The sequence below is a fragment of the Oleiphilus messinensis genome (assembly GCF_002162375.1).
GTDB lineage: Bacteria > Pseudomonadota > Gammaproteobacteria > Pseudomonadales > Oleiphilaceae > Oleiphilus > Oleiphilus messinensis.
In genome coordinates this window covers 109,827-129,275 of sequence record NZ_CP021425.1, presented here as the reverse complement: position 1 = coordinate 129,275, position 19,449 = coordinate 109,827, and the positions used below count along the sequence as shown (strand labels likewise).

Below are 19,449 nucleotides of genomic sequence, written 5' to 3'. Positions count from 1 at the left end.
TGATAAAAACCTGGGGTTTACCCTAGATGCCATCGATCCGTTGATACCTTAGAATGATTTACTGAATAACTCATGGACTTATTGGAACCCATCCTGCAAAACGGACTGCTTAAAAGGATCTTTGAAATGCCCATAACGTTATCAGGACCAACTCTAAAACCGTCACCGTCTACACCATCATCAGAACACAATCCGACTACCGGGTCTGTCTCTGCATCCGAAAGCACTGAGCAACAACATCAAACCGTAGAAGCCCAAAAACTCATCACAGAAAGTCTCCAACCCAACACGCATCAGCTAGACACGCTCACTCTAGCGCAATCTATTGCCAACCAGCCTTTCACCCTTGAAGATAAAGTCGCCCTTCAGCACAGCACAGAACAAGAATTAATACGGTTGGAATATTCACCTACTGCCATCTCACATTTTCGAACAGACTCACAACAATTACTACATGAACAAGCTGAACTCGTCTCCCACGTGGAAGGTAGATTCATTGAAGAATTTGCACAACTGGCCAATGATCCCGAGCACTATCACCAGGTTTTTCGACAATCTTACGGTTCGTCCTATGACAAATCTGCAGCAGAGTCACTTCGTGAAAAAGCAATTGCAAACAATTTCGATTTTCTACCGAAAATTCGTCTAACCAACTCCGAACGCCTGAATGGAAACTTCGGTGCGTATGCACAAGAGACCCAAACCGTCTTTCTGAATATAGGTCTCGATGTCGAGCTAATGGCTGAAACCTATATTGAAGAAGTCGGGCATCACCTGGAACAACTCCAAAGCAAACAAGACGCAATTGGTGATGAGGGTGAACGATTTCGACTTACTCTTTCCGGCAATGCTTCGATTGAAAAACTAATGTCGACTTTTTTTGATGACGATAGCGGTCAAATATTAATCTCAAATCAACCAGCCTCAGTCGAATTTTCCGGCGATTATACCGATGTGAGAATGGACGGCACGACAATCATTGTCAGCCCGAGAGCTAATGATAAGGTTACAAATCCTGGCCAAGATTGGGCTCTAAATTTTGATTCTGAGAGCGGGCGATACAACCTCCAACCGATACCGATGGATCTAAGAATACCGGGTAACATCGAATATCCTGAAATTGAAAACTTCAACTTACCAGACCTTGTGGATTTCTATCAATTTGAGTCAGCCGCTGATGTTACGGTTTTACAGTACGTGAACGGCAATGAATTCACAGCCACTCGGAATTGGATAACAGAACATGGCGGAAATGCCTCCACTAGAATCTGGAACACAGAAACATCATCGGGGAATGTAACTACCATCGTATACGGGGTGAATGTACCCCCTCCGGAATTCGAACTCACGTATCAAGAAATTTACGCTGGCAAATTTGTAGCCATCCCGGATAAGAATGGAGAGTACCATGTATCCCTTTCTCAATCGATAAGTTCTCTGATTGATAAAGGGAAAACGGTGACTAATCAGAAACTTGCAAGCAATGATGCTTTCATCCAAACCGCTTTTGAGAAACGCCTTGGAATCGACTCCGCAAGCTCAAAAGAAGCAAGGAGTCTGCTCAGACTATTAAACTCGAATAAGATTACTCAGATTCAAGCACTTGATGTAATGAGACAAGGTGATGCCTACCAAGCTATCGAAAGAAATGATGTCGATACCAAGCTTCTGTATTACTTACGCTATGATGCTCCCGAAGGGCTCAAAGAATTGACAATAGGGGATAGAGATACCGATTATCTGACTCCATTGCTCAAAAAAACCATAAGTGATAAATCTTTTATCGACAAAGCGTATTCCTTAATTTTAAAACAAGACCTCGACAAACCCTCACAAGAACATTTTAGTGCTTTGCTTGAGTCAGGCGAATTATCCAGAACAAATCTTTTAGTACTGCTCTATAACCAGAAGTTACAGAACGATGCTAATCCAAACTGGACGGCATACCCAGAAAACGCACCCATTGATATAGCAGAACTGGATAACCTAACACACGAGGAAATCGTAAATTTGCTTTACGAGAGAGTACTCGGTTATGAACCTGGACTTCATGATCCCGGCTTCCAGTGGTGGGTGTCGGAACTCCAATCGAATCAAATTACGCCTATCGAAGCATTAACTCAGTTTATTGACTCGGAAGAAGCTCAAAACTTCGACCCTTGGTTAGATATACCATTACGCTACCATCTCAGTAACGAACAGTCTCAGGATCTTCAAATTTGGCTGGAGAGAGATGGAGAGGCCGTGGAAGACATGGAAATTTTAAAAACATACCTTCCCGACAATGAATTCGTCGAACACATCTACCACCGTGTTTTAAATCGAGATGCCGATCAAGCAGGATTGAATTATTGGGTGAACGAACTCGAATCTGGAAACGTCACTCGGGCTCAAGTGATCGACAGTTTTGCAAATACAATTGACCTGGTTTCAGAGATGCGAAACTGGCTGGCCCTGGATGGAGGTCATGAGCTGTCATTGGCAGACTATCACAACCTGAATGAACTCGATAACACAGCACTTGTGCAGTATGTATATCAAAACATTCTGAATATCCCGATCGAAACGAATGATGCTGGTGTTACGTTTTGGGTTCAGAGTCTGAATAATCAAATTATCAGTCGGGATGACTACTTCCGCAGTATTCTCGAATCCCCCGAATATCAGTCACTCGGTATTGAAGGTGTGGATCGGGCACTCGCACAGCAAGGCTATTCGTCCGACACCCTGAGCATATCTAAAAAACAGGCACTCGCCATTGATTTGCAAGTTGCACCCAGTGAATTCACCGCAAAACTGGAGCAGGCAATTACTGAACAAAACCAAGGAGAACTCGACCTGATTGGTGACCCATTAGAAATGGAGAACCAGAAATCAGTCTACCGCCGAAACATCGCAGACCATATTTCAGAACACCAACCCATCATCCAAATGGCCGTTGACCGGTATATTGGAGCAGTCTATGGCAACGACCCGAACACCCTGCTCGATGCCTATGAAGAACTGAAAACACTCCTGCCTTCCGATGCTCCGATAGTCGACATTTCAGATATTGGTATCGGCGCGTTCTTTGGTGCAAGCCAGTTTGGCGCTGACACCTTGGTTGACGTATCAACCACCGCTCAATTTGCCACCGAATTCAGTCTGGGTGCACTGGACTCCCTGCTATGGACCTTAAGCGGCGAAAACCCTGCCTTCGAGACCGGTAAAGCGGATTTTGCCGGTAAAGTTGAATCACTCATTACCTTTGTCACCAATATTGATCAAATACCGGGTGCAATGGAAGACAACCTCCAGGAGAAATTCGACCTCGCCCATGCATATGATGAAGAGGGTGATTTAATCGGTGCCAGTAAGTATTACACTGCTGGAGGCTTAGAGATAGTCGTCGCAGCACTCGGACTCACCGCCCTTGTCAAAACCGGAGCTGATATATTTAAGCAAGGGGCAGAGCGGTTGTTAGATCGCGACTCAACAGATATTCCAAACACGGGTATACTACCTCGAAATGGAACTGGAGGTTTTATCGATCCAAACGTGGTCGATAAAATAAGTGATGTACGTAGAAGACCAACGATTTCGTCGGACGGGAAAGTGATTCCGTATGGAAAAACGGAAGCCGACGCAATCACCATTAGGAATAAGAGAAATCTAGATGCAGATGGGTACTTGGTTAAGGGTGACCAAAAACTTAAATACAATGAAGACGGATTCCCTATATTTGACAGCAAATATGATACTGTGCTTGATGATGCACACTTTGGAACACAAAATGAATATGCTCATTTTCAGGCTGCAAACGAAAGCTTGGCTAGGCAACTTAGAGAAAATCCTGGGTTGGCAAATGAAATGGGCTTAACTCAACAGCAAGTCAAATTCTTTGAGAAAGTTCCTGCTGAAGGTATAGCGCCTCCTGGTTTAACTTGGCACCATCACCAAGATTTAGGAAGAATGCAATTGGTTGACGACGTTCAGCATAAGTTATTTAAGCATACCGGTGGAATGTCGATATGGGGTGGAGGATATAAGTGATGGAAATCGTATGGAATAACTACCTTTGGGACGGCAACCACACAGTTGATGTTAATAGTGTTGAATTGCTCGAATCACATCTTGGTATAAAGTTTCCAAAAGACTATTTGGACGTTGTCATGATTCACCAAGGAAAGGTACCCAATCCGAATCAAATAAAAGTTGGGGGTCGGATAACAAGCGTTGGTGTTTTATTTTTGATTACTCATGATAACGAGTATAAAGGAAGTACAATCAAGTCGAATGTCATGTATGTTGAGGACGATCTGCCACAAGGTATTGTCCCGATAGTTGGCTCTGGAGGTGGTAGTGTCTTCGCGTTTGATTTCAGAAAGTCTAGTGATACACCTTCAATTGTATTTGTAGACTCGGATAAAGAAGGAGATGACGCGATTACATTCTTGAGTGATAGTTTTAGTGGCTTTCTGTCATTATTAAGAGGTGACTTGACTTAATTCCTGCTCTTGTATTTGCGTTGTTTAAGTCCGGCTATGTGCCGGACTTTTTGTTGCTCCAAACACCAAATTAAGTAGAGCCTGCTCAGAAAGGGCGAATAATGATTGACCACTACATCAAACCAAACGAAGCAGTATATAAGCACTGCCTTAATTCTTACGAAAGACGACATAAAAACATCATTCAAGACATCAAAAAAGTCCCCAGTAGCCAACTACCTGTGAAAGCTACAAGAAACCTTAAAATGTTTTTCGAAGAAAGCCTTTTTAATCGAAGCTCTGCGATGTGTGAGGTGTATCTTCGTCGAGCAGCAGAACTGGGAACGGGCTCATTTCAAAATGCGAGCAGTAATAATGATGGGTTCACCATGGAATACGATGGAAAACACTTTCAAGTTCCCACACAAAAGAGCACCTTCTCCGTCCGGGCAAGTCGATGGCTTCCAATATATTATTCAGCCATGATTCTTCGAGACCATGACAAGATAAAAAAATTAAGCGCCGTACCTGAAACTGTATTCAAATCAGATGAAATCGGCTCTGGAGATTTTGATTGTGCTGTCGCCGCGCTCTACAAAGGTATCTATGACCCCAATGCAAACCTGGCACAACTTCTGGTAACGGCCACTGAGTTGTTTAATCCACGTGACTTTACTCCAGAACGGTTCGAATTTCTGAGCCGAATTCAATGGCCTCAACTCGCTATAATTCGAACAATTTATACCCACAATGCAGAAAATGAATTCAATCAACATATAGAGAAAGCTCTCAAATTACACAAAGAATATTGGATAAATATATCCACAAGACGAGAAATACGAGCAGAAGAAGGTGTTATCTCCCTACCACTAACGGCCCTTGCCGTACTCGCCCATGATGTGAAGGGGTACAGGGTCACTGTTGAAAATGACTACATTGCCGACTGGTTAATTAAGCCCAAAACTACCCCAACGACCTTTCCCTCAAATGAGGCGCAGCCTCTTCAGGACACACAGGCGAAACATAACCAAAATGAAATGCTGTTTCCCAACACGCCGCCCGCAATTAGCGACGCTATATTTAATGAGAACTATAGTCTGCTTGAATCACTGCGAGAATACGATTACAGCGAGTATATTCCGGATATGATTGATGCCTATGAAATAACGGACGACTGGAAAACCAGAAACAGTATTATTTATGTACTCGCCGACCGAATTGGAGACGCAAGACTTCACCCTGTCATGGAGTCCGCTCTTCATGGATCCGACCATCTGGCCAAGGCCCTGGCATTAAGCTGGCTTCGTGGTAGCCGCAGCTACATGCGTGAGTACTCGGTCAATTATGGATCAGGCTTGGATGAGCCGAAAATCGACCTGGCTGTACGGGAATACTTAGCCACGCAACGTTGATTATATTGTGTCGGGAAAAAATGACTTTTTCCGGCACAGCCCCGAAGCGCTCTCGCTTACAGCCAAATAATGAACAAAACCAAGGAGAACTCGACCTGATTGGTGACCCATTAGAAATGGCCGTAGACCAATATATAGAAGCGATCTATGGCAATGACCCGCCCCCACCTGTGCCAGAATAGTTGTCATAGGGAGTATTGACGAGCTATTCAAACACAAGGGTGGAGCTTCAATTGCGAGGATGTTAAATGATTAACCAGATTTTAAAACAGAAAAGGACGACATTGAACATTTGTGACTTAACAACATTCGAAAGGAAACTCGCTTCAAAATTTCCAGAGGAGTTTAGGGAATTTTTGATTCAATTCAATGGAGGCTCACCCATTAAATCTACCATTCGTTTCAATGGGGCTAATTTAAAAATTAAAGGTGCCACGATTAATTATTTTTTTGGATTTGGCGGGTCTTCTGAAAACATTGAGAAAAGCTATTCAAATTTGAAATATGATCTACCGGACATGTTAATCCCTTTTGCCAATACTCCTGATGGTAATTATTTTTTAATGTCACTAAAAAACGATAGCTCGTTCGGAAAGATTTATTACTATGACCATGAATTTGAGTATGATTCAGATGAAGAGTTTAACGAAAAAAAAGGCATCTATCCGACCTGTCTATCCAAAGTAGCGGAAAGTTTTGGTGAGTTGCTCGAGCATATGATAGAACTTTAGTCCGGTTGGGCCAATTAAAAGGAAATCGCCCCAATGGTTTCCTTCTGCTCTGAAAATAACGGACGACTGGAAAATCAGAAACAGTATTATTTATGTGCTCGCCGACCGAATTGGAGACGCAAGACTTCACTCTATCATGGAGTCCGCTCTTCATGGACCCGACCATCTGGCCAAGGCCCTGGTATTAAGCTGGCTTCGTGGTAGCCGCAGCTACATTCGGGAGTACTCGGTCAACTACGGATCAGGCTTGGATGAGTCGAAAATAGACCTGGCTGTACGGGAATACTTGGCCACGCAACGGTGATTAAATTGTGTCGGGAAAAAATGACTTTTTCCGGCACAGCACCAACGAGCTCTCGCTTACAGCCAATTAATAAATAAAATCAAAGAGAACTCGACCAGATTGGTGACCCATTAGAAATGGAAAACTAGAAACCTGCCTACCTCCGAAATATCGCAGACCATATTCCAATGGCCGGAGTAATCAGACAAATCTCTCCAAGGTAACCCTGTGCGCATTCGATTTAGCACTCCTTCCACTGTCCTACTCAAGCTTCGCTTGTCATATACACAAAATTGAAGCAAGATTAGCTTTAGCTTCAACCAAAGCTCGTCACTGAGCATTAGTTGGGGCATAGCAAACTCGTTGTATCGTTGTGTGAGAACTACAACATTGCGGATTTGCTATTTCAAGTCAATAACTTATTGCTAAGAATTAACAACCCCTAGACAATCAAAGGAACTGATTGTGAGAGAAAAAATTCAAAGTATTGCGCTTAACAGCGCTGTAATTCATCGAGTAGGGATGTTCATAATAAGCTCATTCGTTCTTGCTCAACTCCCTATTTATATTTTCCTATTATACATGGCCCAAAATGGTATTTTTTCATACGATTTTTTTGCGCAGGGCGCTTTTGCATTAAATGTATTCTTTTTTATCACAGCCTTAACGTTAGCGTTAATTTGCTTATTCTTAATCGGAGCAATTACTCCACTCGTTGGCATAATAAATGACTGGCGCAATAAAGAGAAATTGATAAAACAACCCTTTAAACTAATATCCTTTTTTTCTCTGTTGATATGTAATGTTGCCTTTTACTATCAATATTGTAATGCTATTCCTGAAGCACCGGAAACTGCCAAAGCATGGGAGGCAGGTATAAGGTTTTTAACCTTGATGGGCGGTACATTCAGTTTACATATTGGGGCAATGATATTCTTAACCCCGCAAACTCAGTTTAAAACTTTAATGATCACTACAATTATAACCTTCATGAGTTGTGGCATATATTCCTCTGCACTAACTGATGCAGTCAGCATTGGCCTTCGAACTTTCTCTGTTGGTGGTGGACTTCACACCAGAGTAGTAGACCAAGACGATAATCTTGTAGTGGAGGGCCCCTTAACCTTATTAACGCCTGAAAGTATATATTTAAGAACAAATACCGGATCTACAATTATAATCGAGCGCACCAGTGACATCATGATACACATTGACAACGTCAATATGGGCACACGCTAATCGCCCCCTCTTGAATATTAACTGAAAACTAAGAATCAATTGCTTAGTAGGACAGAAGGACAGATTGAGACAAAAGCTTGGAAAGCAGGTGCTGAGCAATCCAAAAACAGAACTGAATATCCCATATTTGAGAAGAATCACAGAACTCGAAACAAGATAATTTTTTTAATACATAAATGACTAATTTGAATTGAAATACGCCTGAAACTGATAGAGAAGCAAGTCCATTCGCTGTTTATGTTCAACGCTGGATTTTCTTCTGGCGCTCCTCATGATGCTTAAACTGGGAAATTTGTCGGGATAGGCGGTCTTCCTGTAATTTCAATTCGCGCTGCTTACGATCCAGTTGGCGCTGATCAGGTTGGGAAAATGCCATTCATTCGACTCCGGCTAAAGAAATATGGGTCATTGTTCACAGTTTAGCTAAAAGCAGAGGCTTTGAACGGGTAAATTTGCTAACCACAGCTGACACACTACAAAAATGTTACGAACACCATATATCAACGCTAACGTGACCAATATCTCGCCACCAAATACAAGACTTGATTTTTTCGAACTTTTTCTTGCTATCAAGGCGCTAACACAGGTAGACTTGTCGCCATTGGTTACAGGTCGACCACTTTCGGGTTGGCACTGGCTAAACCAGAACAGATTTCTCAATTCAACAAGAGCCCTGATTTGCTCCTATGAATATGCTTCTTACTGTCGTGAACCTAGTCATTGTCGTCGTGGTGTTACCACAACGGGGGTTGTCGCGCAGGTGAAGAAAAGTTGAACTGACCAGACACAAAAAACCCCCAACACCATGTTGGGGGTTTTTTTTTGCCCATTTGAAGGGCGATCGGCCAAAAGATCCTGCGGAGGACAAAATGAATGGCGCACAGGCAATTATCGAAGCCTTTAATCGACATAAGATAGATACTTTTTTTGGATATCCCGGTGGCTGCATTATGCCCCTCTACGATGCACTGGTCGCCAGTGATATTCGCCACATTCTTTGCCGACATGAACAGGGCTGTGCGCTGGCGGCCGATGGCTATGCTCGCGCAAGTGGGCAAATCGGTGTTTGTGTCGCGACATCCGGCCCCGGTGCGACCAATCTCATTACCGGTGTCGCCAATGCCTTTATGGACTCGATTCCAATGCTGGTCGTTACCGGTCAGGTTCCAACCGGGTTAGTGGGTACGGATGCCTTTCAGGAAACCGATATTCTGGGTATGACATTGGGTATTGTGAAGCACAGCTACCTGGTGCAATCTGCATCCGAGCTTCCGGCAATCATGGAAGAGGCGATTCATCTTGCCCAGTCCGGACGACCCGGGCCGGTATGGATCGATGTACCGAAAGATGTCTTGCTCGGAGATATTATTGAAACTGAAGCGATGCCAACTCCTCCGCAAACGGCCATGGCTTCTGTCACATCCGCCGAACTGGAAACCGCACAGCAACTTTTCGCCGACGCAACCCAACCGCTTGTCTACTCTGGCGGCGGCATTTCACTGGCCAATGCAGAAACCACGTTGCAGGACTTTCTGGCCAGAACGGGTATACCCCATGTTTGCACCCTGAAAGGTATCGGCAATGCCGGAACCACGGATACACCTAATTTGGGCATGCTCGGCATGCACGGATCCAAGGCCGCTAACTACGCCGTTGATGAATGTGACTTGCTGATTTGTATCGGCGCCCGTTTTGATGACCGGGCAACCGGCAAGGCCAGTACTTTTGCACCTAACGCAAAGATCATTCACATCGACTGCGATACAGCAGAGGTGGGTAAATTAAAAGCGGTGGATCTTGCATTGCACGGTGATTTAAACCTGATTATTACCGAATTGACGGCTGCATTCACAGAATCGCAAGAAACAGCCTCTAATATTGATGACTGGATACAGCTGAATCGGAGCCGAAAACAAACCCTCGGCTTTAATGTGCCTGCAAACAGTGATGAGCTGGTTCAAACCATCCGTGGACCGGAGTTTACGGCCATGCTGTCCCGGCTGGCCCCCAAAGATGCGATTGTCACCTGTGATGTTGGCCAACACCAGATGTGGGTAGCGCAATATTATCAGTTCAGCAATCCGCGTCAGCATCTCAGTAGCGGTGGTCTCGGTACCATGGGTTACGGCTTACCGGCTGCCGTTGGTGCGCAACTCGCGTGTCCGGATGTGCCTGTGGTGAACATCTCCGGGGATGGTTCGTTTATGATGAATCTGCAGGAGTTAGCGACCATAAAACGCTACAACCTGCCACTCAAAATTATCATCCTGGATAATCAACATTTGGGTATGGTGCGACAACAACAGGAACTGTTTTACGAAGGCCGGTTCAGCGAAGTGGATTTATCGGACAACCCGGAATTTGTTGAAGTTGCGCGAGCCTTCGACATTGCCTCGTTGAAGATTACAGGCTCCAACCAGATGCGACGCGGTATCGAAACATTATTTGCCTATCAAGGCGCGATGCTGCTTCACGTGGTTATTGAAAAAGAAGAAAACGTTTGGCCAATCGTAAAACCGGGCGAATCAAATAAAAATATGATTGAAGGATCACTGACATGAATGAATACCGCATTTTTTGCCAATTTACGCCCGCCCCGGCGGCGTTGGAACGCATACTGAGAACAACACGGGTTCGCGGTTTTACGATCGGTAAACTTGAAGCGACAGTATCCGAAAGTGGAATGAATCTGGAGATGAATGTTCAAGGTAACCGGGATGTTTGCAATCTGCTCAAGCAGCTCGATAAATTGCAGGAAGTTTCCGAAACCGGACAACGTCAGGGTGTTCCACACAAGAAAACGGCTTGATCTTCGCGCTATCCGCCCCCATAACCTGGTGCATGTCACCAGGTTATTTCAGGATACAAACCATGATACAGCAAGTTGTCTGCCCGCATTGTCTACGCACTAACCGAGTTCCGAGTGAACGCTTGGGGGATCAGCCCAACTGTGGCGCCTGCAAAGAAAAGTTAATCTCCGCGAAGCCGTTAAATCTGGACAATCGTGCTTTCAATACAGTGATCTCACGGAGCGATGTGCCTGTTGTAATCGATTTTTGGGCCAGCTGGTGTGGTCCCTGCCAGGCCATGGCTCCGGAATTTGACAAAGCTGCAGCCGAGCTCACGCCCCGGTGGATTTTTGCAAAAGTGGATACCGAAACCGAACAGGCGATCGCCGGGCAATTTGCGATTCGGAGTATTCCCACGCTTATCGTTTTTCAGGCTGGACGGGAAGTCAAACGAATGAGCGGTGCGTTAAATGCACCGCAACTTAAGCAGTGGTTGATTTCCGGTTGAGAAACAAGTTGAGGCACAAGAGGGCAATTACTGCCCTCCCCAGATTGTGATCGTACCGCCGGTATTGAAGTTCCCTTGAATATTGGTTTCATTCATCAGCTTGCCACCGCTACTGGCCAGCCCGTCATGGTTTAGATAGATACCTTTCTGACTGTAGCCATCACCCACATAATTGATTCGATCCGGCAACCCGATCACCAGTGCACCATCCTCTTCAACATCCAGCGTAATTGCACCTTCGATATCCATCGCCAACGAAACTTCATCGGCGAAAAAATGGGTTTCATTTTCGCCATTGTGATCAGTCGTCACGTAGTCATAATGAAAACCTTTAGTACGCCGACCGTCACTCTCATCCTCTGGTGTGTCAGGATTGTCAACACTGCCACTGGCGTGGGCATTGACTCTAAGGTGATGGATTTCAAGTGAAATCCCCGCCTGCCCCGTCACCCCGGAAAGTTCGTTTTCTGCCAGCCCCACCAGCTCAGCACGGGTCAATTCAGACCACAGGATTAACGGCAATATCATCACGAGGCTTTGCAATTTGGTTTTCAAATTTATCATCATCTTTTCCTCATAACCCCATTATTCATTACGAATATTCAGCACCAAATGATCCAGCGTCATGCCATGAATTCGGGATTCGCTGGGCAAGGAATGCGGCATCTGAGTTTGCAGCGTCAGATTACCTTTCGGAAACGTCGGATCATAAGCGTTGTGATTAGTATCGGGATAACCACCGCCTGAAGGCAGAATTAATCCTTCATCCGGTGTAAACGGCTGGGGATCAGAATAAGCTATGCGGATACCCTTTGGCGTTGCTTCAAATGTCGCCGACTGCAAATGCACATTCTCGAGACGGAAGTTCTTGATCACCATATCACGGTCGGCATTGTAAATGCCGTCTTCCTGCTCGGTTTCAAACAGCCACTCATCCACCACCAATTCATCAATGGCAACATTCAACAACAACCCCTGGCGGGAAGCCGCTTCACGGCTGCCATCATCAACATAGACACTCTCGATCTTGTAACCTTCCGGGATACCGGCCAGATCAACTCGTCCAGTCAATGAAAGGTTGTCAATACTGACTAAACCAAATTCATTGTTCTCTGAAGGTGTGCCACCGGCTCGAATATTAGGGTTATTGGCATCGGGTGTGTCCGGGTTACCATAAATCGCATTGTAGGCAATATCAACATTCTGCCATGCTGCCCGTTCTGACAGATCAATACGTAACATATTGACCTCGCCCAGATTCTTACCATTTTGCGTATAGGTACCACCGGACACACTGTTGACTGAAGCATCAACATTCACCGCTTGCAAACTCAATGGTGCTGCCCGTGTTCCAATCGTATCGGCACTGAATTGATAATTCTTGCGGTACAACGCGGAGCCATCAGCGGCAATGTCATTCACACTGCCCGCTTCCGCAACCCCTTCAATCTCTGCGCCTTTAAATTCAATGTTCTCGAACATTAAATAGGTAATGCCTTGTGCTTCCACATTCCCCATTTGTTCGTCGGTCATTTCCTCCAATGCCATCACAGCACTGGAAATTGTCGCTGCCAACAATGCAGCAGGAACACTCAATAAATGATTCATTGCACGACCCTCTACAACTCAAGACATTAAAACAGCGGCTGATATGACTGACGCGGGTTATCATCCCCCGTGCCGAAAAATACTTGTCCTAGCGATGCCGTAATATTTGAGTGAGCCTCCAGATAACCATCTGTTGCATTATTGGGGTCGTTAAATGGAGTAACCAGATTCCAGCCGGGCAGATCCGGACGCGATTTTGGAATGATGCCCTCCAGGTGTTGTGACCACATCGCCCCGTTGACCGAACCATCGGCATTGACGAAGGATGCACCGCCTCCCTGAGTCATGGAAATATAGAAGTTCTCTACATTGTGATAGTCCAGACTTTCGACATGTTCCAGATTAAGTTCCTTGCCACCCAAAGCGTAAGGCAGGATATTGGTATTCTGGCTCAGGCCAGTATTATCAGGGGTGTTACCACACCAGATTCCGTTACACTGCTGCTCACCAGGAGGAGGGGTTTGAGCATAGTTTCCTGATCCATCGGGAAATTCACCAATCACATTGGCAAACGTATCTTTGGTACCACTGCCATAAATCTGGGATCGAATGAGTCCACCCGCATCCGCCAGAACGCTCAACGCCTGAATGTAACCGGAAATGGAATCAATGGTTACCGGGGTGCTGCCATTGACCAGGCCAAACCCGATACGGAAACCGCGAAACGACTGCGTACCATCGGCATGATTCTGCTGCTGGATTTCGATGTAAGGATCTTCAAAATAGAAGGGCTCTTCCGCCGATTTACCGAACCCGAAGTTGCGCAATGCAACATCCGGTACGCCCTGGCCGTTTTCATCTTTATAGATAGAATTGTTTGCGCCACCGTAATCGCCCAGCGTCAACTCTTCCGCGAATGCGTGAAATTCCCCATCCGCATTGATTTGATATCGATAAACGGTGGCATCGACCTGCTCGGTGACGGACCGCTGTTCGGTACGGGTAAAGCCGATACCTTCGTCTTTAGTGAACTCAACACCGACCAGATGATTTAACTCATAGCTGATATCGGTTGCCGAGAATTGAAGTGCGGACTGACCGGTGATATCCCGCAGCTCACCGTCTTCCAGTGAGGTTAGTTCCGCATTGGCGTTGGCCGCCACAATTGACAGGCACAACAGTCCTGTCGCATATCCAGTTGCTCTGATACCCATTGATTGTCTCTCTGCTTAAGTCGGCTCATGTTGATCTCGGTGCTTTCTTATTGTTTTTTATGGTTCTTACCGTTTTTATTGTTCTTGTTGGTATTTATTATGTTTCTTTCTATTTTTGTAATATTGGGTGTTGATTTATTATGAAACTAACAAATGTAAGTTATATCGTAAATAAATTTGTACATTTTTACCTGATTACGAGAAATCAAACACAATATTTCTGTTAAATAAATCAAAATAGCGCAGCGAAACGCCCGGTTTTCCGCACGAATTGAAGGGATTTATTGCCAATACCGGAAGCGGACGGAAAGTACAAATAAGGGAGGGCGGTCCTTCGGTCAAGCCGAAGGGACCATTAAACGGAGCTTACAGAACTACTCTGCGTCGCTTGAAAGAGCGTTTTCAGATTCGTTGATATCCCGTCGGGATGCCTTGGCTGCAAGCATTTCCGCGCCGTACATAATGATTCGGATTTGCGTAATTGCACGCTCACCAATTTCATTGCGCTTGGATTCATCCGTGCTCAGCACTTCTGCGCCCGCATTAAAAGCGCAGTTTACAATTAGATCAGCGACATAAAGCGGGTGAGCAATCGGACGATTAATGCTCGCACTCGCCTCGGCCAGGGCTTCGGCATAATCTTCAATGATATGCCCCATTTCCCGTTCAATGGCAAGCCGGAAAGCCCGGGTTCCACCCACTCGCTCTGCAAACAGAAAATGAAAAAGTTCAGCATTATTACGCAGGTAACTGTCAAAGGTCTCTACGGACCGGCGCACCACGCTCTCACCTGAAGTCGTTGTTTTACGCGCCCGACGCAGCAATTGACGAAGTGTCACACCCGCCTCGTCAATAATTGCCAAACCCAGATCCTCAAGATCGGTAAAATGGTTATAGAATGACGGTGCAGCGATACCGGCTTCCCGGGTGATTTCCCGCAAACTTAACCCGGAAAACCCTTTAATACTGCTCAGACGCAATGCCGCATCACAAATACTGCGCCTGACCATTCGTTTTTTTTCTGCCCTGTCCGGGCCCCCGGAAGGTTTAGCCATGGTGAAGAAAACCTGTTTTATTGTTGTAAAACCTTGTTAATCTGGGACAAGGTCATTTCGATCAGCCTTGCATTTTCAATCGCAAAAGCGTAACGAATGTAAGCCAAAACCCACCTGATACGCAAACGCCAGCGAGCCGGCTATATTAACAAATGATCACCGCGTCAGCGATCACACATTTGACTGATCTTCATGATAAACCAGTTTTCTGCCAATAAAAAAGGCGCGAATGCGAATACGCGCCTTACCTTACTTATTTACAACTGAAATGTTATAAAAATCTAGCGAACAACACCAAGCTGAATATCGGTAACATTATCATTCGATTCAACACCGAAAAACTCGGTGTAAATTTCACGGCACTGATCGGTCAGTTGCAAACCCGCTTTTTGTACCGCCGCGATAAAGGGCTCATAACCCTTGTGCCCCATTTCTGAACATTTTCCAATGTAACGCTGTTGCACATAATCAAAAGGCTCAAGCTCAGTTCTTTGATACTGTCCCTGATAATCGATTTTGTTCGTGACTGGCTGACAAATCCGAAGCTGGAAGGGTTTATCCACACTGCCATCACAACCCTGATAAACAAATATCATGGGTTCGGCCGGTGTAATTCCCTGGGCTTGAATATCTGCCAGAAGTGTTTCGGGTAATGATCCGATGTCCTGTTGTATGCTTTGAAGCGTTGCGGTGGTGTCGAGGGCAATAACGGTAATTGGCTCTGATCGTTGTGGTTGCATCGTTCTATTCCTGATGGTCCGTAATCCTGTCGGGCTCGCGTAGGAGCAGTTTGGGTATGGTTTTTAATCACCATATTGCAATGCTAACGGACCGTACTGACAACGGATTGTCAGTTGGCTTGCACATCAACCGGTTTTGACAGTCAGTGCTTGAACAATATTTTCTTGAACAGTCTGTTCCTGAATAACCGATACTTCATTGGGTAACCAATGCCGCGCAACGTCTCGACTGAGTTCCACCATAACCGCCTGCAAACTTGCCGGAGAAAGCACCTCCACCCCTGATGTAAAACTCAATAACCAGCGGCCAAAATAAACCAGTGAGGGCGTCAAAAATGTCATAACTGTACCGGTTTCGTCGGATGCTTCCCCAACAAAGCCATGATAATACTTCTGCTCCCCCAAATAAGCCGCAACAACCGGATTGAAGCGCACCTTTACCGCCACCAACTCGCTATCATTACGCATACTTTGCAGGTAATCATCAAGACTCTTGCGACGCTGGGCACTGTACCGTTCCTCCTGTAAGGCCAGAGACTGAATGCGATCCAGTCTAAAGTCCCGGTACTCAGAACGATACCGGCACCATCCGATCAAATGCCAATGCCGACTGTAATGATACAGCCCGATGGCCTCAACTTCGCGCTCTGTAGCCGTCCCACGGGTGGGGGTAAAATAGGTCATGAACAGGACCTGTCTCGCAGTCAGCGCCCGGGTACAAACCGGTAACCAGTTTTCCCCCTGATCCTGTTCGCCAACGGAACGGGGCAAACAGACGTCCACACTCTCGTTCAGGCGGGCAATATAGTCTTTATCTGGCGCTTTGAGTACCGCTTTGACCTTGTCCAGCGCTACACTGTATTCACGGGATATCGCTGCCTGATTCAAATGCTTGATACACTTCTCTCCGACGACTAAAGCAGCCGCCTCCGGCAGCGAGAACATCACCGGCGGCAAGTGATAGCGTTTGTCCAGGAAATAACCCACGCCTGCTTCTGAACCAATCGGTATACCCGCGTTTTCCAGGGTACGAATATCCCGATACACCGTCCGTAAACTCACTGCAAACCGGTCCGCAATCTCCTGCGCTGTGACCACTCGCTTGGTCTGTAATTGAATTAAAATGGCAGTAACCCGGTCAAATCGATTCATGGCCTATCTCCAGCCTCAGTACCCACTTAAAAACGCCAGTTTAAAGTCCATCCATCAGATTTCGTAGACTGGCCAGCGTTTCCCGGCCTTTTGCTTTATTGGCGTCCGGATCTTTTTCGCCCTTGCCAAACCAGACCAAATCTTCTTCAGGCATTTCATCTAAGAATCTGCTGGGTATGGTTTCAATTTTTTCACCATACTGTTTACGTTGTGCCGCATAGGTCATGGTGAGTGTTTTTTTCGCACGGGTGATGCCAACGTACATGAGTCGGCGCTCTTCTTCGATATTGTTTTCTTCAATGCTGTTACGATGCGGCAGGATTTCTTCCTCCAGCCCCATAATAAAGCAATGGGGGAATTCCAACCCCTTTGAAGCATGCAGGGTTAACAAGTGGACTTTATCGGTATCATCCTCTTCCTGTTGCTGTTCCAGCATATCCATAAGCAACAGTCGGGATATTGCGCTTTCCAGGGTCATTTCATCAGCAAGCCCCTTATCCCGCTCTAACATGCGTTGAATGGAGTCCACCAGATACCAGACATTATCCATACGCCGTTCAGCCTGCTTGGGCGTATTACTGTTCTGATAAAGCCAGTCTTCATATTCAATATCGGTGAACATCTGTTTTAATACCGATATCGCTTCTTTGCGTTGGCAATCCTCAGCAGTACGCTCTAACCATTGGCGAAATTGTCGAAGTTTTTGAATGGCCTTTTCAGGCAAGCGCTGTTCCAGGCCCAGTTCATCGACGGCACGGTATAAACTGATATCCCGTTCTGTCGCATACTCACCAAGTTTCTCAAGGGTAGACGGACCAATTTCACGTCGAGGCACATTTACCACACGGAGAAATGCAGCATCATCTTCCGGATTAATCAATAAGCGAAGATAGCCCATGGCATCTTTAATTTCGTTTTTTGCAAAAAACGAGGTACCACCGGAGATGCGATAAGGTACTTGATGGGCCTGGAGTTTCATTTCCAGTAACCGGGATTGATGATTCCCCCGATACAACACCGCGTAGTCCCGAAAATGGGTGTTCTTTTTCAGTTTATGGTCGAGAATCTCGACGGCGATCCGTTCTGATTCTGCGTCTTCGTTTCGGGTCTGAATGATGCGAATCTCGTCCCCCATACCCAACTCACTCCACAATGCCTTTTCAAACACGTGGGGGTTGTTGGCAATTACCGCATTGGCCACTTTCAGGATTCGACTGGTTGAACGATAGTTCTGCTCCAGCTTAATCACTTTCAACGACGGAAAATCCTCATTTAATTTCACCAGATTTTCCGGTCGCGCACCTCGCCAGGCATAAATTGACTGGTCGTCATCTCCCACCACGGTAAATGCGGAACGGGTCTCTACGAGCATTTTTACCAGCTCATACTGGGCAATATTGGTATCCTGATATTCATCCACCAACAAGTATCGAACCCGGTTTTGCCACTTCTCCAATACCTCCGGATGCTGCCGGAACAAAGCCACGATAAGCAGTATAAGATCATCAAAATCAACAGCGTTATAGGCTTTCAGATACTGGTTATAGGTTTTATAGACCTGGGCAATCATAAGCTCATGATCGTTACAGGCGACACTAATTGCACGATCCGGTTCGCACATGTCATTTTTCAGATTGGAGATCGCTGCCTGAACCTGGTTGACTTCTTCCCCTTCATCACCAAAATCACGAATCATAATATCCCGGATCAGCGCTTTGGCATCTTCACTGTCAAAGATCGAAAAGCCGGCTTTGTAACCCAGGATCTTATGCTCTTCCCGCAGAATGGTAAGCCCCAGATTATGAAACGTAGCCACAATCAACCCTTTGGCGTCATGGGCTGGCAACAACTTGCTGACCCGTTCACGCATCTCCCGGGCGGCCTTGTTGGTAAACGTAACTGCCGCGATATGTTTGGCTTTAATACCGCACTGTTCAACCAGATAGGTAATCTTGCTGGTGATTACACTGGTTTTTCCACTTCCGGCTCCAGCCAGAACCAACAGGGGACCACTTATATAATGTACCGCTTCCCGTTGCCGGGCATTCAATCTGGACACTGTGTTTACTCACTCTTGCCGTATCAAGCTCGCCATCACTCGAAATCAATAACACTGTACATAATACCACTGGCAGACCGGGATAATAATACAGAGGCACAAACAAATTCAGATTTTAGGGAAATCCCTCCCGAATGTGATCCACCCAGCAAAATCAGCATTTCAGTTATATTACGGTTACGCTAAATTAGCGATTGGTATGACACAAACAGGCATAGCCTGCCAGATTGGACTATACCTTATAAATGCCCCC

The 19,449-nt window shown here is 45.8% G+C and carries 18 protein-coding genes and 1 pseudogene; 10 read left to right on the top strand and 9 right to left on the bottom strand.

From position 1 onward, the window contains the following. Positions 1-72 precede the first annotated feature (72 nt). The 6 genes from OLMES_RS00590 (at position 73) to OLMES_RS27850 (ending at position 6,913) form a co-directional block, all read left to right on the top strand. On the top strand, positions 73-4,032 hold the full coding sequence (locus OLMES_RS00590) for a DUF4214 domain-containing protein (RefSeq protein WP_087459457.1): 3,960 nt from the start codon (positions 73-75) through the stop codon (positions 4,030-4,032). Beyond that, a complete protein-coding gene (locus tag OLMES_RS00585; RefSeq protein ID WP_087459456.1) occupies positions 4,032-4,487 on the top strand; it encodes an SMI1/KNR4 family protein in 456 nt (151 codons plus the stop codon). Before OLMES_RS00590 ends, OLMES_RS00585 begins: the two co-directional genes overlap by 1 nt. 101 nt (positions 4,488-4,588) lie before the next feature. Next, positions 4,589-5,878 (top strand): immunity 49 family protein, encoded by a 1,290-nt coding sequence (locus OLMES_RS00580; RefSeq protein WP_087459455.1) that lies wholly within the window; start codon positions 4,589-4,591, stop codon positions 5,876-5,878. A 20-nt stretch (positions 5,879-5,898) separates the two neighbouring features. Next, positions 5,899-6,060 carry a hypothetical protein gene (locus OLMES_RS27855; protein WP_157678080.1) on the top strand — a complete coding sequence of 54 codons (162 nt, stop codon included), beginning with the start codon at positions 5,899-5,901 and terminating at the stop codon, positions 6,058-6,060. 66 nt (positions 6,061-6,126) lie between these two features. Next, positions 6,127-6,609, top strand: a complete 483-nt coding sequence (locus OLMES_RS00575) for an SMI1/KNR4 family protein (protein ID WP_087459454.1) — start codon at positions 6,127-6,129, stop codon at positions 6,607-6,609. A gap of 136 nt (positions 6,610-6,745) precedes the next feature. Beyond that, the gene (locus tag OLMES_RS27850) at positions 6,746-6,913 is read left to right on the top strand and encodes a hypothetical protein (protein ID WP_157678079.1); all 168 of its coding nucleotides are present in this window, start codon (positions 6,746-6,748) and stop codon (positions 6,911-6,913) included. Positions 6,914-7,068: 155 nt separating this feature from the next. Here OLMES_RS27850 and OLMES_RS28470 read toward each other — a convergent pair. Then, positions 7,069-7,245 (bottom strand): annotated as a pseudogene (locus tag OLMES_RS28470) (IS5/IS1182 family transposase); the annotation flags it as partial. Positions 7,246-7,357: 112 nt separating this feature from the next. On the opposite strand from OLMES_RS28470, the gene OLMES_RS00565 reads away from it, so the two are divergent. Continuing rightward, positions 7,358-8,131, top strand: a complete 774-nt coding sequence (locus OLMES_RS00565) for a hypothetical protein (protein ID WP_087459452.1) — start codon at positions 7,358-7,360, stop codon at positions 8,129-8,131. 241 nt (positions 8,132-8,372) lie between these two features. Here the strand turns inward: OLMES_RS00565 and OLMES_RS28755 are convergent, their stop codons facing one another. Continuing rightward, complete coding sequence (locus tag OLMES_RS28755) at positions 8,373-8,507, bottom strand: hypothetical protein (RefSeq protein WP_269767737.1); 135 nt, start codon at positions 8,505-8,507, stop codon at positions 8,373-8,375. Between the two features lie 493 nt (positions 8,508-9,000). Between OLMES_RS28755 and ilvG the strand changes: the two genes are divergently transcribed. The 3 genes from ilvG (at position 9,001) to trxC (ending at position 11,428) form a co-directional block, all read left to right on the top strand. After that, positions 9,001-10,692: an acetolactate synthase 2 catalytic subunit gene (ilvG, locus tag OLMES_RS00560; RefSeq protein WP_087459451.1), complete on the top strand. Its 1,692-nt coding sequence runs from the start codon at positions 9,001-9,003 to the stop codon at positions 10,690-10,692. Next, positions 10,689-10,940: an ACT domain-containing protein gene (locus OLMES_RS00555; protein ID WP_087459450.1), complete on the top strand. Its 252-nt coding sequence runs from the start codon at positions 10,689-10,691 to the stop codon at positions 10,938-10,940. Before ilvG ends, OLMES_RS00555 begins: the two co-directional genes overlap by 4 nt. Positions 10,941-11,002: 62 nt before the next feature. After that, positions 11,003-11,428, top strand: a complete 426-nt coding sequence (gene trxC / locus OLMES_RS00550) for a thioredoxin TrxC (RefSeq protein ID WP_087459449.1) — start codon at positions 11,003-11,005, stop codon at positions 11,426-11,428. 27 nt (positions 11,429-11,455) lie between these two features. Here trxC and OLMES_RS00545 read toward each other — a convergent pair whose 3' ends face one another. The 7 genes from OLMES_RS00545 to rep form a co-directional block, all read right to left on the bottom strand. After that, positions 11,456-11,995 carry a DUF6160 family protein gene (locus OLMES_RS00545; RefSeq protein ID WP_157678078.1) on the bottom strand — a complete coding sequence of 180 codons (540 nt, stop codon included), beginning with the start codon at positions 11,993-11,995 and terminating at the stop codon, positions 11,456-11,458. Between the two features lie 18 nt (positions 11,996-12,013). Next, the gene (locus OLMES_RS00540) at positions 12,014-13,036 is read right to left on the bottom strand and encodes a hypothetical protein (protein ID WP_087459447.1); all 1,023 of its coding nucleotides are present in this window, start codon (positions 13,034-13,036) and stop codon (positions 12,014-12,016) included. Positions 13,037-13,062: 26 nt separating this feature from the next. Next, the gene (locus OLMES_RS00535; protein WP_087459446.1) at positions 13,063-14,190 is read right to left on the bottom strand and encodes a hypothetical protein; all 1,128 of its coding nucleotides are present in this window, start codon (positions 14,188-14,190) and stop codon (positions 13,063-13,065) included. Positions 14,191-14,564: 374 nt separating this feature from the next. Then, positions 14,565-15,245, bottom strand: coding sequence for an HTH-type transcriptional repressor FabR (gene fabR, locus OLMES_RS00530; RefSeq protein WP_087459445.1), 681 nt, complete (start codon positions 15,243-15,245; stop codon positions 14,565-14,567). A 281-nt stretch (positions 15,246-15,526) separates the two neighbouring features. After that, a complete protein-coding gene (locus OLMES_RS00525; RefSeq protein WP_087459444.1) occupies positions 15,527-15,985 on the bottom strand; it encodes a GyrI-like domain-containing protein in 459 nt (152 codons plus the stop codon). Positions 15,986-16,111: 126 nt separating this feature from the next. Next, entirely contained in the window at positions 16,112-17,137 is a 1,026-nt protein-coding gene (locus tag OLMES_RS00520; protein ID WP_087459443.1) for a helix-turn-helix transcriptional regulator, read from the bottom strand. Positions 17,138-17,177: 40 nt separating this feature from the next. Next, the gene (gene rep / locus OLMES_RS00515) at positions 17,178-19,196 is read right to left on the bottom strand and encodes a DNA helicase Rep (protein WP_087459442.1); all 2,019 of its coding nucleotides are present in this window, start codon (positions 19,194-19,196) and stop codon (positions 17,178-17,180) included. Between the last annotated feature and the right edge of the window lie 253 nt (positions 19,197-19,449).